Here is a 13,192-nt window from a genome sequence, read left to right as displayed (position 1 = left end):
CATGACGCACAACGTGATCAACCCGTGGAACACCGGTCTCGCCTACGGCGTCTCCGAAGCAATCGAGATCACCGCGTTCTCCCGGATGCTGGTCATCGGCGGCCAGGTCGCGACCGACGACGACGGTGCTGCGCTCTTCGTCGACGACATGGTGGGCCAGCTGAACCTGGTTCTCGACAAGATCGAACGGCTGCTGGACGTCGCAGGCTACCTACCCCACCATCTCGTTCAGCTGAATTGGTATGTACCGCAGCCTGAGCAGTACTTCGCACACATGGACATCTACCTGGCCCGCACCGAGAGGTGGGGTGTTCGCCCCACCGGGATCTTCTGCGTCCCAGAGGTTCTCGGTCGACCGGAATGGATGTTGGAGCTGACCGGCATGGCGATCGCATGATCTCGTCTGCAGATCTGGCCGCCCGGTTGTTCACCCGGCAGCCCGGCGAGCAGGCGGGTGGAGTTCGGGTGCTGGCCGTCGACGGCCGGTCCGGCTCCGGTAAATCGACGATCGGCGAGCGGCTCGCCATCGCGGCGGACGCACCGCTGATCCACTTCGACGACCTGTTGCCCGGGTGGGACGCCATGGAGCCGGGCCCCGAGCTGATCGTCGAGTGTGTGCTCGGGAAGTTGGCGCGGGGACTCGACGGGCGGTATCCGGTGATGAACTGGGAGACACTCGAGTACGAGGCTGTCCGCGACGTCCCATGGACTGACCGCCTTGTCATCGAAGGTGTCGGGGCAAGTTCCCGCCACGTTCGTCCCTACCTCGCCTCCACGGTGTGGGTGGAGGTGCCGCTGGCAACCTGCCAGCACAGGGTGGAACGACGCCGGGACTGGCCCACCTACGCGCCCTACCGCCAGCAGTGCATCAGGCACGAGTCGGACTACATCGCACGCGAAGAACCCGGTTCACATGCAGACATCGTGCTCGACGGCACGTTCGAGGACGCGGAGATGTTGGCCATCACCCATGACCGGCTGAGCCGATGACCGGTGACCGGGCGGCCGGCGTTCATGTCGCGATCCGCGGACTGACCAAGACATTCGGCACCACGAAGGTTCTCGACGCCGTGGATCTCGACATCATGCCCGCCACCATCCACGCCCTTGTCGGGGAGAACGGTGCCGGAAAGTCCACGCTCGCAAAGATCCTTGCGGGTACCACCACTCGGGACCTGGGCCGCATCGCCGTCAACGGCAGCGAGGTCCACTACAAGACCCCGAGAGGCGGTCTGGACCACGGCATCGCCTATGTGCACCAGGAGATCTCCCTGGTGCCGTCCATGACGGCGATCGAGAACGTCATGCTGGGGCAGGAAGTCCACTTTCTGGGAGCTGTCCGTCGAGCGGCGTTGCACACACGCTTTGGTCAGCTCGTCTCCGAGGCCGGCCTCCACGTCCCGGAACGGGTACGGGTGGGTGAGATGACGCTGGCCGATCAACAGAAGGTGGAAGTGCTGCGAGCACTGGCCCGGGGATCTAAGTTCATCATCTTCGACGAGCCGACCGCCGCCCTCGGCTTGGAGGAGACCGCCCGGTTCCACCGGTTGCTCGGCACGCTGCGCGAGCGCGGGGTGACCATCCTGTTCATCTCGCACTTCCTCGATGAGGTTCTGCAAGTGGCGGATACGGTGACGATCCTGCGCGACGGACGGCATGTGCGGACCTCCGCCACCTCCGCCGAGTCTGCGGAGTCGCTGATCACCGGCATGCTGGGACGTCCACTCGACCATGCATTCCCCGAACGCGTGCCCCCCTCGCCGCAGGCGCCCGTGGTTCTCGAGGTGGCCGGCCTGTCGCGCGCGAACGCTGTCCTCGACTGCACATTTCGGGTGCACAGCGGCGAAATCGTAGGTGTGGCAGGCCTTGCCGGCAGTGGCCGCACCGAACTCGCCCGTGCCGTCTTCGGCGCCGATCGCCCCGACCGTGGCACCGTCCGGGTGGATGGCCGGGTCCTCCGGCCGGGATCGATCCGAACGTCCGTCACCGCCGGGGTGGCGTTCGTCTCCGAGAACCGGCGTGACGAAGGAATCCTGCCGATGTGGAGCACCGCCGACAATATCTCGTTGGGATCGTTGGGCAACCTCAGTCACTGGGGGGTCATCAACCACAAACGGGCCCGCGCGTTGGTCGAGCTCTCGATGACCCAGTGTGCCGTTCAGCCGCCGGATCCCACCCGATCCATCCGTCATCTGTCCGGCGGCAACCAGCAGAAAGCGATCATCGGTCGCTGGGTCGCTCGCCGACCCACGGTTCTCATCGTCGACGAGCCGACACGCGGAGTGGACGTAGGATCACGGCGCGCGCTCTACGACATCCTCTGCGAACTGGCCCGAAATGGCTGCGCAATCCTGTTGATCTCCAGCGATCTCGATGAAGTCATCGGGATCTCACACCGGGTCCTGGTGATGAACCGCGGCCGCATCGCCGCCGAACTGAGCTCGCCGACCCACGAACAGATACTCACCGCCGCATTCGGCCAACAGTCAAGGGAGAACTCCGATGACCAGTGATGCGCTGCGACACAGCCGCGCGGAACCGGCCCTGAACCCCGGGAAACGCCTCTCGCGCTTGAACTTCGGACGCGTCCGGGACCTCGGTGTGCTGGGCGCCGTGGTCGTGCTGTTCCTGGCGTTGGCGCTCTCGTCGCCGGCATTTCTGTCCCTGTCGAACCTGATGAACGTCGCGACCCAGTGGGCTCCGGTCGGCATCATGGCGCTCGGTGCGTCCGCGATCCTGCTGACCGCCGGATTCGATCTGTCCACCGGCGCCATGTACGTCGTGGCCGGTGTCGCCGCAGTCACCGTCGCCGAGGCGGTCTCGGTGCCGATGGGAGTGGTCGCCGGCATTGTCAGTGGCACGGTTCTGGGGGCGGTCAACGGCGTCCTGGGAACATACGGGCGCATGAACGTCTTCGTCGCCACCCTGGCCACCTCCATTGTGTTCAGCGGTGCCGCCGTCGCCGTGACCGGCGGAACGGTACAGATCGCCACCGACCCCGGCTACGCCTTCGCGCTGGCGAGACCCCTGGGTCTCACCGTTCCGGTGTGGTGTTTCCTGCTGACCGTGGTGGCAACATGGTTCCTGTTCACCAGGACGACCATCGGTCGGTATCTCTACGCCACCGGCGGCAACGAGGAGGCGACACGCCTCACCGGGATCAGAACCCGACCGGTTCGCCTGTTCGCCTTCGTGTTCGCCGGGCTCACCGCAGGAGTAGGCGCGGTGCTCGTCAGCAGTGGCAGCATGAGCGCCGGGACGTCGTCGGGCGCCGCCATGGCCTACAACGTCTGGACCGCGATGCTCATCGGCGGCAACTCCATGTCCGGCGGTGAAGGTGCGGTCTGGCGCACGGTGGCCGGCGTGGCGCTGCTGGCCCTGCTGCAGAACGGCTTCAACCTGCTCGGTGTCGAACCGCTCTATCAGCAGATCGCCACTGGCGTGGTGCTGCTGTTGGCCATCGGTGTCGATGCGTGGACCCGCCGGGCGGCACGCTGATGACCACCGATCGTCTTGCCGATTTCGCCCCGGTTCCACCCGATGCCGAACTGGTCGGTTCCTGCGCCGAGGGGCACACGGCCACCGAGACCTCCTATCTCGGTTTCTGCGTTCCCGAGGCCGGCCTGGACTGCCTGATCTACCACTGGATGCACCCGCGCCTCGGCTTGCTCAGTGGCGGTGTAGCGATCTGGTCGACGTTCGCACGCTGGATGGGCGAGGCGGACCACCTCGACTACCGCAACTACCTCCCGTCTCCTCCGACGAATCTGGACGACGTCCGCTACCCGACCGGAGTCCACGTCAGAGTCATCGAGCCGTTCCGCCGGATCACTGCCGAATACCGCTCGCCAACAACAGATGTCGAGTTCAGCATCCAGTGGGATTCGGTTGCGCCGCCGGCGGGCAAGCCCGGGGGCGGGAACTTCACCCAGCCGATGCGCACATCCGGCTCACTTCGGCTGAACGGACGTGACCACACCGTCTCCGGCCACTTCACCCGGAACCGCTCTTTCGGCGTCACCCGCGCCGAAGAGGCGCCATTTCCCCGGCATTCGTGGTCGGCCCCGATCTTCGGTGACGACCTGGCTTTCCTCGTCATCGCGGGGGACACCGCCGAGATGTCCGCGCGGGCACTGCACTGGGGCTACGTCGCCGTCGGCGGCCGGCTGCGGACGATTCGGGCCGTGCGCCAGCACACGCGCCACGCCGAGGGCTTCCCCGACCACCCGCTGGCGATCAGCGTCGAGCTGCGCGATGACCACGACGAAATCTGGCAACTGCAGGGCACCGCGGTGAACAACCTACCTGTGCCGTACTGGCCGATGCTGCACGCCAACCTCACCTTCATGCGCTGGACACTGCCCGACGGCCGAGTAGGCTACGGGGATTGCCAAGACATGTTGCACGAAAGCAGCATCGGGTGAACCTCTTTCGCTCGGTCCCCTCCCCCGCCGGTGATGCCGGTGCACGCCACGGGTTCCCCACAGAGAGGAATGGTCAATGAGAGTGACGGTGATCGGCCGAGGCAACGTCGGCAGCGGACTCGGTAGACTGTGGAGCAGCAGTGGTCACCAGGTGAGCCTGCTCGGACGTGACGGCGGTGACGCCACAGGTGCCGACGTGATCGTCGTGGCGGTCGCGGCCGCCCACCTCCGGGAGGCACTCGATGGCATCGTCGGGCTGGCCGGCCAACCGACCATCGACGCCTGCAACATCTACACCGACCGTGACGACGCCGATCGCTCACTGTCGCATCAGATCCAGTCGGTCATCGGCGGGCCGACCGCAAAAGCGTTCTCCACCAACTTCGCTCGCAACTATGCCGAGATCAGCACGCAGCGGGTCCCGCCCGGTAACCTTTACGCCGCCGATGACGATGCCCGTCCCTTCGCCGAACAGCTCAGCGCCGATGCCGGCTTCGCCCCGGTGTACGTCGGTCCGCTGGACCCGGGCGCTCGGCTGCTGGAGGACAGTGCCGGGCTGACACGGGCGTTGGCCGCCCAGCTCGGGCCGTTCTTCTACCGCTACGCACAGCCCGGGCAACTCTGAATGAAAGCAGTCAGATTCAACCACTACGGTGGCCCCGAGGTGCTCGAGGTGACCGAAGTCCCCCGCCCGGCACCCTCCGCCGGGGAGGTACTGGTCGCGGTGGTGGCCGCGGCCACCAACCCCGGTGAGATCGGCATCCGCGAAGGACGCTACGCCACCTTCTGGCCTGCACACTTCCCGGAGGGACAGGGCAACGACTTCGCCGGTAGGATCGTCGAAAAAAGTCATGGCGCAACGGAATTCGAGATCGGTGACGAGGTGATCGGGTTCGCTCCCCGCCGGGCGCAGTCACAGTATGTAGCCATTGGCACACAACGGATCGCGCCCAAGCCCGCGGATCTGCCGTGGGAGGCCGCCGCCACCATCGCGGGCGCCGGCGCCACTGCATGGGCGTCGGTGGCCGCTGTCGATCCCCGACCGGGGGAAACCATCGTGGTGTCGGCCGCAGCCGGCGGTGTCGGTGTCTACGCCGCCCAACTGGCCCGGTTACGCGGCGCCGAGGTGATCGGAACCTGCAGCGTCGCCAACTTCGAGCGGCTGGCCGGGCTGGGCATCCGCCCCGTCCAGTACGGACCGGAACTGGCACAGCGTTTACGCGACCTCGCGCCCGACGGCATCGACGGCTTCATCGACACCTTCGGCGCCGGCAACGTCGCCATGGCAGTCGATCTCGGAGTTCTCCCCCACCGGATCAACACCCTGATCGACCATGAAGCGGTACGCCGCTTCGGAGTCCACTCCGAAGCCCAGGAACAGGCCGACACACCACAGGTGTGGTCCGCCCTGGCCGCCCTGGTCGCACGCGGTGACGTCACAGTGCCGATCTCGGAGGTGTACCGGTTCACCACCGACGAGGTCCGGCGGGCCTACCGCGAGGTCGGGACCCGGCGCGTAACGGGCAAACGTGTCCTGCGGATCATGTCGTCGTCCGAGCTCACCTCGGCAACTCACTCCACATCACAGAAGGTGAACACACCAATGTCACACTACGAAAACAGCGAAGAAGCAGGCTTGCCGGACTCTGCGGCGGAGGCCGCCAAGGCCGTGGTCCGCCGCAACACCGAGCAGGTCCAGGGACAAGGCGATTTCGCCCTTTTCGAAGAGCTCTTCGCCGAGGACTTCGTCGACCACACACCCCAGCCCGGCACCACTGCGGACAAGGCCGGGGTACTGGTCCTCTACAAACGACTGCGGGCGGCCTTCCCTGACTTTCGACCCGAGATCGGTTGGCAGACAGTGGACGGAGACATCGTCACCACCTACAAGGTGTATCACGGCACCCACCAGGGTGATTTTCTCGGCATCGCAGGCACCGGCAGGTCCATTGCATTCGAAACGGTGGACGCGATGCGCGTCCGCGACGGAAAGATCACCGACCACTGGGGCGTCGCCAACCTCTACTCGGTGCTCCAGCAGCTCGACCAACTGCCCACCGAACCGAATGGTGGTGTCTGACACGATGGCAAGCCCATCAGCCCGATGGGGCATCGCCACACACCTCACCGACTGGTCCCCCACCCCCGTCAGGACAACCGACGTCATTTCCCGGCACCAGGTGCAGCAGTTGGCGGCCACCTTAAACATCCAGGAGCAGTTCGGCGACGGTGACCCGCTCCCCCTGTTGTGGCACTGGGTGTTCTTCCTCGACTGGCCGCCCACCGCAGAGCTGGGAGCCGACGGCCACCCCCGGGAGGGTCACTTTCTGCCGCCGATCCCGCACCGCCGCAGGATGTTCGCCGGCGGCCGTGTCACCGTCGACGAACCGCTGCGAATCGGCGACACGGTGGAGCGGGAATCGACGGTGGTGTCGACCGAGATCAAACACGGGCGCAGCGGCGAGATGCTCTTCGTCACCGTCCGGCACCTCTACCGGCACGACGGTGCCGTGCGCGTGGTCGAGGAACAGGACCTGGTGTACCGCTCCGACCCCGGAGCGAGCACGAGGTTCAACCGCGCCGACGAGCCCATGGAGCCCCCGACGGCACCCTGGTGGTCCGCTCCTGCGCCGGACCCCGTGCTTCTGTTCCGCTTCAGCGCCCTGACGGGAAACGCCCACCGCATCCACTACGACGAGGCCTACACCACGGGCACCGAGGGTTACCCCGGGCTGGTCGTACACGGACCGCTCCTGGCGATCTACCTGTCCGAACTGGTGCGTGCCCGCGCCGCAGTCGGCGAATTCGCGTTCACGTTGCGCCGCCCTATCTTCGTCGGCGACCACTTCAGGGTCGAGGGCCGACCGGAGGGCCGCACCGTCAGCCTCGCGGTGGTGTCGGGCACCGACGACGTGCACGTCACGGCACAGGCGGTACTGGCATGACCGGCTACACCCCCGACCGGATCATGTCCGCCCGAACGTTTCTCTTCGTTCCGGGTGATCGTCCGGACCGCTTCGACAAGGCAGCCGCGGCCGGCCCCGACATCGTCGTCATCGACCTCGAGGATGCGGTCGCACCCTCGGCGAAAGCCACTGCCCGCGAACACACCCGGCAATGGTTGGGCCGCGGCAACCCCGCCATGGTGAGGATCAACGGTACCGACACCGAGTGGCATCCCGGCGACGCGGACCTGATGGCCGAATTCCCTTCGGCGGGAGTGATGCTCCCGAAAACGGAACGCCCCGAACAGATCACGGGCCTCTCCGCGAACATGGTGGTCGCGCTCGTGGAAACAGCCGCTGGGGTCGCCGCTGCCGCCGCGGTGGGGTCACTGTCTTCCGTGCACCGCCTGGCATTCGGCAGCATCGACCTCGCCGCCCAACTCGGTGTCGACTCTGCCGACCGCGACGCCTTGCTGGTCGCCCGGTCCACAATGGTGCTGGCCTCGGCACAAGCGTGCCTGCCGCCGCCGATCGACGGCGTCACCACTGACGTGACCGACCCTAACCGCACCACCGCCGACACTCGGTATGCACGATCGATGGGAATGACGGCCAAGCTGTGCATCCACCCCACCCAGGTAGCGGCCGTCCATCAGGCGCTGACACCCACCGCCGACGAAATCAACTGGGCGCAGGCCGTTGTCAACGCCTCGGACCCGGCGGCCGGCGCCACGACCGTGGACGGACACATGGTGGATCGACCCGTCCTGGTCCGGGCCCAGAACATCCTTGCGACGGCGGGTCGAGGCGCTCGGCTCTAGCCGGTCGAGGTGCCCGCAACCAACCAGCGGCCCGACAGAGTGCGCCAGCCGACGAACACCAGCCGCAGCACCATGAACAGGCTCAGGCCCGACCAGATGCCGAACAGTCCCCAACCAAACGCCATCGACAGCCAGATCAGAGGCAGGAATCCGACCAGCGCGCTGGCCACCGTCGCGTTGCGCATGAACTTCGCATCACCGGCACCGAGCAACACCCCGTCCAGCGCGAAAACGATTCCGGCGACCGGCAGTTGGGCCACCAGGAACCACCACGGCACATTGATCTCGTCAAGCACCGCGCGGTCATGGGTGAACAGTGCCGGCACCACCGTCGCCCCCAGCGCGAACAGCCCGGCCAACACCGCGGCCGCCACGGTGGAGAACACCGTCACCCGCCACGCCACCGTCTTCGCGTGCGGCAGATGCCCGGCCCCGAGGGCGGCGCCCACCAGGGACTGCGCGGCGATGGCCAGCGAATCCAGCACCAGCGCAAGAAAACTCCACAGCTGCAGCACCACCTGGTGCGCAGCCACCGCGGCGGCGCCGAAGCGTGCGGCCACCGCGGCCGCCGACACGAAACACGCCTGGAAAGCCAGGCTGCGGATCAGGAGATCGCGGCCCATCGCCAGCTGAGCCGGCAGCACCGCGACGTCGAGCCGCAATGACACCCGTTCGACCAGCAGCGCGCGGCAGAACAGCAGCGCCGCCAGCCACTGCCCCACCAGGTTGGCCACCGCCGAGCCGGCCAACTCGAGCCGCGGCAACCCAAGCCAGCCGTACACCAGCAGCGGGCACAGGATCGCCGACACCACAAAACCCGCGATCACATACCGCAACGGTTTGGCGGTGTCCTGCACGCCACGCATCCAGCCGTTGCCCGCCAACGAGATCAGGATCGCCGGCGCGCCGAGGATGGCGATCCGCAGCCAGGGCAGCGCCGCATCCGCGATACCGGCGTCACCCGCGATCGCCGCCACCATCGGCACCGCCGCCGCCTCCACGACCGCGATGATCAGCAGCCCCAGACCCATCGCCAGCCACGTCGCCTGCACACCCTCACGGACGGCGGCGGCGCGGTCACCGGCACCGTAGAAGCGGGCGGCGCGGGCAGTGGTTCCATACGACAGGAACGTGCCCTGCGAGGCCACCAGCCCGAGCACCAAGCCACCGATGGCCAGGCCGGCCAGGCTGAGTGCGCCCAGCCGTCCGACGACCGCGATGTCGAACAGCAGATACAGCGGTTCCGCCGCCAGCACGCCGAGGGCCGGCAGAGCCAGCCCCGCGATGGTGCGGCTGGTCGGCGGTTTGTCGAGTTCAGCCAACAGCGGCGCGTAGTTCGGCGATCACGTGCTCGACGGACCCGGACGCGGAGTATCCCGCGGCCTGCCGGTGCCCGCCTCCACCGAACCCGGTGGCCACCGGTGTCAGATCGTAGGTCTTGGCCCGCATGGACACCGACCAGCTCTGCGGCGCGATCTCCTTGAACACCGCGGCCACTTCGGCCTGCTGCGTGGTGCGCACGATGTCGACGATGCTCTCGACCTCCTCGGGCCGGGCCGCAGCCCACTCCCGATGGTTGACGACGGCGAACACCAGGCCACGGCCGTCGAGCGCGTCCGGAAACATCTGCGCCGAGCCGAGAACCCGCGACAGCATCGGCAGCCACGCAAAGGGATGGGTGTCCAGCAGCGCACGGCTGATGCCGGCATTGTCCACGCCGAGGTCCACCAACCGGGCCGCCAGTCGGTGTGCCCGCGCACTGGCCCACCGGAAGGAGCCGGTGTCGGTGATCAACCCGGCATAAAGGCAGTGCGCCACCGGGCCGTCGATCGGTCGGCCCCAGGCGTCGAGCAGGTCGGCCACCAGCATCGTGGTGGAGTCGGCCGAGGGATCGACGTAGTTGGCCGTGCCGAACAATTCGTTGGAGGCGTGGTGGTCGATCACCAGCACGGGTGTGTCGCCGCTGTCCAGGAGATGCTGCAGGTCTCCGAGCCGGTTCGGGCTCGGGATGTCGACCGTCACCACCAGGTCGGGTTTCGGGTCGACGTCCTGCGGCCTCACCAGCAGCCGGCCACCCGGCAGGGTGCGCAACGAGTCCGGCAACGTGGCGGGCGCGGCGAAGCTGACGGACACGTCCTTGCCGAGGTCGTCGAGCACCTGTGCGATGGCCAAGCCGGCGCCGATGGTGTCGGCATCAGGAAACACGTGACAGACGATGACAACCGTATGAGCGTGGGACAGCACCTCGATGGCGCCGTCGGCGTCCACGCGCCGACCTACCAGAGCTTGTTCAGTCTTCGGGTCGATAGCGGTCACTGGCGTCCTCAGTATCTTCTGAGCCCCCGCTCTGGTCCTCCACCCCAGGTACACGGTACGGGTCGGCGTCCCCCGCCGGCGTCGCACCCTCCCGTACCCGCGCGAGGTCGGCATCAGCCGCCCGCGCCCGAGCCAGGAGTTCCTCCATGTGTGCCGCCGCCTCGGGCACGGTGTCCAGTACGAACGACAGGGTCGGGGTGTACCGAACACCGGTCCCGGCACCGACTTTCGTGCGCAGCACACCTTTGGCACTTTCCAGCGCCGCGGCGGCGCCGGCGAGATCGGGCTCGTCGTCGAGACTCGGCCCGCGCACCGTGTAGTACACCGTGGCGTCGTGCAGGTCTCCGGTGACCTTCGTGTCCGTGACGGTCACGAAGGCCAACCGGGGATCCTTGATCTCGTACTCGATCGTCGAGGCGACGATGGTGGAGATGCGCTTGGCGAGTCGCCTTGCCCGTGCAGGGTCAGCCACTTAAGTACGCGCCTTTTCCACGAGTTCGTACGTCTCGATGATGTCGCCTTCCTTGATGTCGCTGTAGGTCAGCGTGAGACCGCACTCGTAGCCTTCGCGCACCTCGGTGGCATCGTCCTTCTCGCGCTTGAGCGAGGACACCGTGAGGTTCTCGGCGACAACGATGTTGTCGCGGAGCAGGCGGGCCTTGGCGTTGCGGCGCATGATGCCCGACTGCACGAGGCAACCGGCGATGTTGCCGACCTTGGACGACCGGAAGATGGCGCGGATCTCGGCGCGGCCGAGTTCCTTCTCCTCGTAGACCGGCTTGAGCATGCCCTTGAGCGCACTCTGGATCTCGTCGATGGCCTGGTAGATCACCGAGTAGTACCGGATGTCCACACCTTCGCGGTTGGCCAGCTCGGTGGCCTTGCCCTCGGCGCGGACGTTGAAGCCGATGATGATCGCGTCCGAGGCCGACGCCAGGTTGACGTTGGTCTCGGTGACACCACCGACGCCGCGGTCGATGACGCGCAGCTCCACCTCGTCGTCGATCTCGATCCCCAGGAGGGCTTCTTCCAGCGCCTCCACGGTGCCCGAGTTGTCGCCCTTGAGGATCAGGTTCAGCTGACTGGTTTCCTTCAGCGCGGCATCCAGGTCGTCCAGGCTGATGCGCTTGCGGCTGCGTGCGGCCAGCGCGTTGCGCTTGCGCGCGCTGCGCCGATCGGCGATCTGGCGGGCGATGCGGTCTTCGTCGACAACCAGGAGGTTGTCACCGGCACCTGGCACCGACGTGAAGCCGATGACCTGCACCGGACGGGACGGCAGCGCCTCTTCGACGTCCTCGCCGTGCTCGTCGACCATGCGCCGGACACGTCCGTACGCGTCGCCGGCCACCACCGAGTCACCCACCCGCAGCGTGCCGCGCTGGATGAGCACGGTCGCCACCGGGCCGCGGCCACGGTCGAGGTGCGCCTCGATGGCCACACCCTGAGCTTCCATGTCCGGGTTGGCGCGCAGATCGAGTGCGGCGTCGGCGGTCAGGATGACCGCTTCCAGCAGCGCGTCGATGTTGGTGCCCTGCTTGGCCGAGATGTCGACGAACATGGTGTCGCCGCCGAAGTCCTCGGCCACCAGCCCGTATTCGGTGAGCTGGCCGCGGATCTTCGCCGGGTCGGCACCTTCCTTGTCGATCTTGTTGACCGCCACCACGATCGGCACATCGGCCGCCTGCGCGTGGTTGATGGCCTCGACCGTCTGCGGCATCACACCGTCATCGGCGGCCACCACAAGGATCGCGATGTCGGTGGCCTTCGCACCGCGGGCACGCATGGCGGTGAACGCCTCGTGACCGGGGGTGTCGATGAAGGTGATCAGCCGCTCGTTGCCGTCCAGGTCGACCTCGACCTGGTAAGCGCCGATGTGCTGGGTGATGCCGCCGGCCTCGCCCTCGCGGACGTTGGCCTGACGGATGCTGTCCAGCAGTCGCGTCTTGCCGTGGTCGACGTGACCCATGACGGTGACGACGGGCGGGCGGATCTGAAGGTCTTCCTCGCCGCCCTCGTCCTCGCCGTAGGTGAGGTCGAACGACTCGAGCAGTTCGCGGTCCTCGTCCTCCGGGGACACGACCTGCACCTTGAAGTTCATCTCGCTGCCGAGCAGTTCGAGGGTGTCATCGCCCACCGACTGGGTGGCGGTGACCATCTCGCCGAGGTTGAACAGTGCCTGCACCAGCGCGGCCGGGTTGGCATCGATCTTCTCGGCGAAATCGCTCAGCGACGCGCCACGGGCGAGCCGGATGGTCTCACCGTTGCCGTGCGGCAACCGCACGCCACCGACGACCGGGGCCTGCATGTTCTCGTATTCGGCCCTTTTCGCGCGCTTCGACTTGCGACCGCGCCGTGGGGCGCCACCGGGACGACCGAACGCACCGGCAGCGCCACCGCGCTGACCGGGACGACCGCCGCCGCCACCGCCACCGGGACGACCGCGGAAACCGCCTGCGGCGCCACCACCGGCACCTGCACCGGCACCGGCACCTGCGCCGCCACCGCGGTAGTTACCGCCGCCACCGGCACCGCCGGGACGACCGCCACCACCGGCACCGGGGCGGGGACCGCCACCGGGACGGGGACCAGGACGGGGACCGCGCGCACCGGGTGCACCGGTGGCGGGACGCGGCGGCATGTTGCCCGGGGTGGCACGGGTCCCACCCGGACGCGGACCACCGGGGCC

At 67.4% G+C, this 13,192-nt stretch carries 13 protein-coding genes; 9 read left to right on the top strand and 4 right to left on the bottom strand.

Features of this window, described 5'->3' with window-relative positions:
- Position 1: 1 nt before the first annotated feature.
- The 9 genes from AC3A6P_RS14795 to AC3A6P_RS14755 all read left to right on the top strand — a co-directional run bounded on the left by AC3A6P_RS14795 (position 2) and on the right by AC3A6P_RS14755 (position 8,190).
- Positions 2-397 (top strand): Rid family hydrolase, encoded by a 396-nt coding sequence (locus AC3A6P_RS14795; protein WP_487692373.1) that lies wholly within the window; start codon positions 2-4, stop codon positions 395-397.
- Positions 394-990: a nucleoside/nucleotide kinase family protein gene (locus AC3A6P_RS14790; RefSeq protein WP_487692372.1), complete on the top strand. Its 597-nt coding sequence runs from the start codon at positions 394-396 to the stop codon at positions 988-990. The genes AC3A6P_RS14795 and AC3A6P_RS14790 overlap by 4 nt, the downstream gene beginning before the upstream one ends.
- Entirely contained in the window at positions 987-2,513 is a 1,527-nt protein-coding gene (locus AC3A6P_RS14785; RefSeq protein ID WP_487692371.1) for a sugar ABC transporter ATP-binding protein, read from the top strand. The genes AC3A6P_RS14790 and AC3A6P_RS14785 overlap by 4 nt, the downstream gene beginning before the upstream one ends.
- Entirely contained in the window at positions 2,503-3,498 is a 996-nt protein-coding gene (locus tag AC3A6P_RS14780; protein ID WP_487692370.1) for an ABC transporter permease, read from the top strand. The genes AC3A6P_RS14785 and AC3A6P_RS14780 overlap by 11 nt, the downstream gene beginning before the upstream one ends.
- On the top strand, positions 3,498-4,424 hold the full coding sequence (locus AC3A6P_RS14775; protein WP_487692368.1) for a DUF7064 domain-containing protein: 927 nt from the start codon (positions 3,498-3,500) through the stop codon (positions 4,422-4,424). The genes AC3A6P_RS14780 and AC3A6P_RS14775 overlap by 1 nt, the downstream gene beginning before the upstream one ends.
- A gap of 76 nt (positions 4,425-4,500) precedes the next feature.
- A complete protein-coding gene (locus AC3A6P_RS14770) occupies positions 4,501-5,049 on the top strand; it encodes an NAD(P)-binding domain-containing protein (RefSeq protein ID WP_487692367.1) in 549 nt (182 codons plus the stop codon).
- Positions 5,050-6,504: an ester cyclase gene (locus AC3A6P_RS14765; RefSeq protein ID WP_487692366.1), complete on the top strand. Its 1,455-nt coding sequence runs from the start codon at positions 5,050-5,052 to the stop codon at positions 6,502-6,504.
- 4 nt (positions 6,505-6,508) lie between these two features.
- The gene (locus AC3A6P_RS14760) at positions 6,509-7,369 is read left to right on the top strand and encodes an HTD2 family dehydratase (RefSeq protein ID WP_487692364.1); all 861 of its coding nucleotides are present in this window, start codon (positions 6,509-6,511) and stop codon (positions 7,367-7,369) included.
- Complete coding sequence (locus AC3A6P_RS14755; RefSeq protein WP_487692363.1) at positions 7,366-8,190, top strand: HpcH/HpaI aldolase/citrate lyase family protein; 825 nt, start codon at positions 7,366-7,368, stop codon at positions 8,188-8,190. Before AC3A6P_RS14760 ends, AC3A6P_RS14755 begins: the two co-directional genes overlap by 4 nt.
- On the opposite strand, the gene AC3A6P_RS14750 is transcribed toward AC3A6P_RS14755, so the two are convergent.
- The 4 genes from AC3A6P_RS14750 to infB all read right to left on the bottom strand — a co-directional run.
- A complete protein-coding gene (locus tag AC3A6P_RS14750; protein ID WP_487692362.1) occupies positions 8,187-9,512 on the bottom strand; it encodes an MATE family efflux transporter in 1,326 nt (441 codons plus the stop codon). The genes AC3A6P_RS14755 and AC3A6P_RS14750 overlap by 4 nt on opposite strands.
- Complete coding sequence (locus AC3A6P_RS14745; protein WP_487692361.1) at positions 9,505-10,506, bottom strand: DHH family phosphoesterase; 1,002 nt, start codon at positions 10,504-10,506, stop codon at positions 9,505-9,507. The genes AC3A6P_RS14750 and AC3A6P_RS14745 overlap by 8 nt, the downstream gene beginning before the upstream one ends.
- Complete coding sequence (gene rbfA, locus AC3A6P_RS14740; RefSeq protein WP_487692360.1) at positions 10,481-10,978, bottom strand: 30S ribosome-binding factor RbfA; 498 nt, start codon at positions 10,976-10,978, stop codon at positions 10,481-10,483. The genes AC3A6P_RS14745 and rbfA overlap by 26 nt, the downstream gene beginning before the upstream one ends.
- On the bottom strand, positions 10,979-13,192 hold a 2,214-nt coding region (gene infB, locus AC3A6P_RS14735), incomplete at its 5' end, for a translation initiation factor IF-2 (RefSeq protein ID WP_487692359.1). It abuts the gene before it with no gap.

This window comes from Mycobacterium sp. Soil_C_30 (genome assembly GCF_057656995.1).
Note: the sequence above shows the minus strand (reverse complement) of the source record. Positions and strands in the feature narration are given on the sequence as shown.

What these genes read in the sequence shown, in the direction of transcription:
- AC3A6P_RS14795 (WP_487692373.1), top strand. Translation starts at nt 2, where the DNA reads ATGACGCACAACGTGATCAACCCGTGGAACACCGGTCTCGCCTACGGC.
- AC3A6P_RS14790 (WP_487692372.1), top strand. Translation starts at nt 394, where the DNA reads ATGATCTCGTCTGCAGATCTGGCCGCCCGGTTGTTCACCCGGCAGCCC.
- AC3A6P_RS14785 (WP_487692371.1), top strand. Translation starts at nt 987, where the DNA reads ATGACCGGTGACCGGGCGGCCGGCGTTCATGTCGCGATCCGCGGACTG.
- AC3A6P_RS14780 (WP_487692370.1), top strand. Translation starts at nt 2,503, where the DNA reads ATGACCAGTGATGCGCTGCGACACAGCCGCGCGGAACCGGCCCTGAAC.
- AC3A6P_RS14775 (WP_487692368.1), top strand. Translation starts at nt 3,498, where the DNA reads ATGACCACCGATCGTCTTGCCGATTTCGCCCCGGTTCCACCCGATGCC.
- AC3A6P_RS14770 (WP_487692367.1), top strand. Translation starts at nt 4,501, where the DNA reads ATGAGAGTGACGGTGATCGGCCGAGGCAACGTCGGCAGCGGACTCGGT.
- AC3A6P_RS14765 (WP_487692366.1), top strand. Translation starts at nt 5,050, where the DNA reads ATGAAAGCAGTCAGATTCAACCACTACGGTGGCCCCGAGGTGCTCGAG.
- AC3A6P_RS14760 (WP_487692364.1), top strand. Translation starts at nt 6,509, where the DNA reads ATGGCAAGCCCATCAGCCCGATGGGGCATCGCCACACACCTCACCGAC.
- AC3A6P_RS14755 (WP_487692363.1), top strand. Translation starts at nt 7,366, where the DNA reads ATGACCGGCTACACCCCCGACCGGATCATGTCCGCCCGAACGTTTCTC.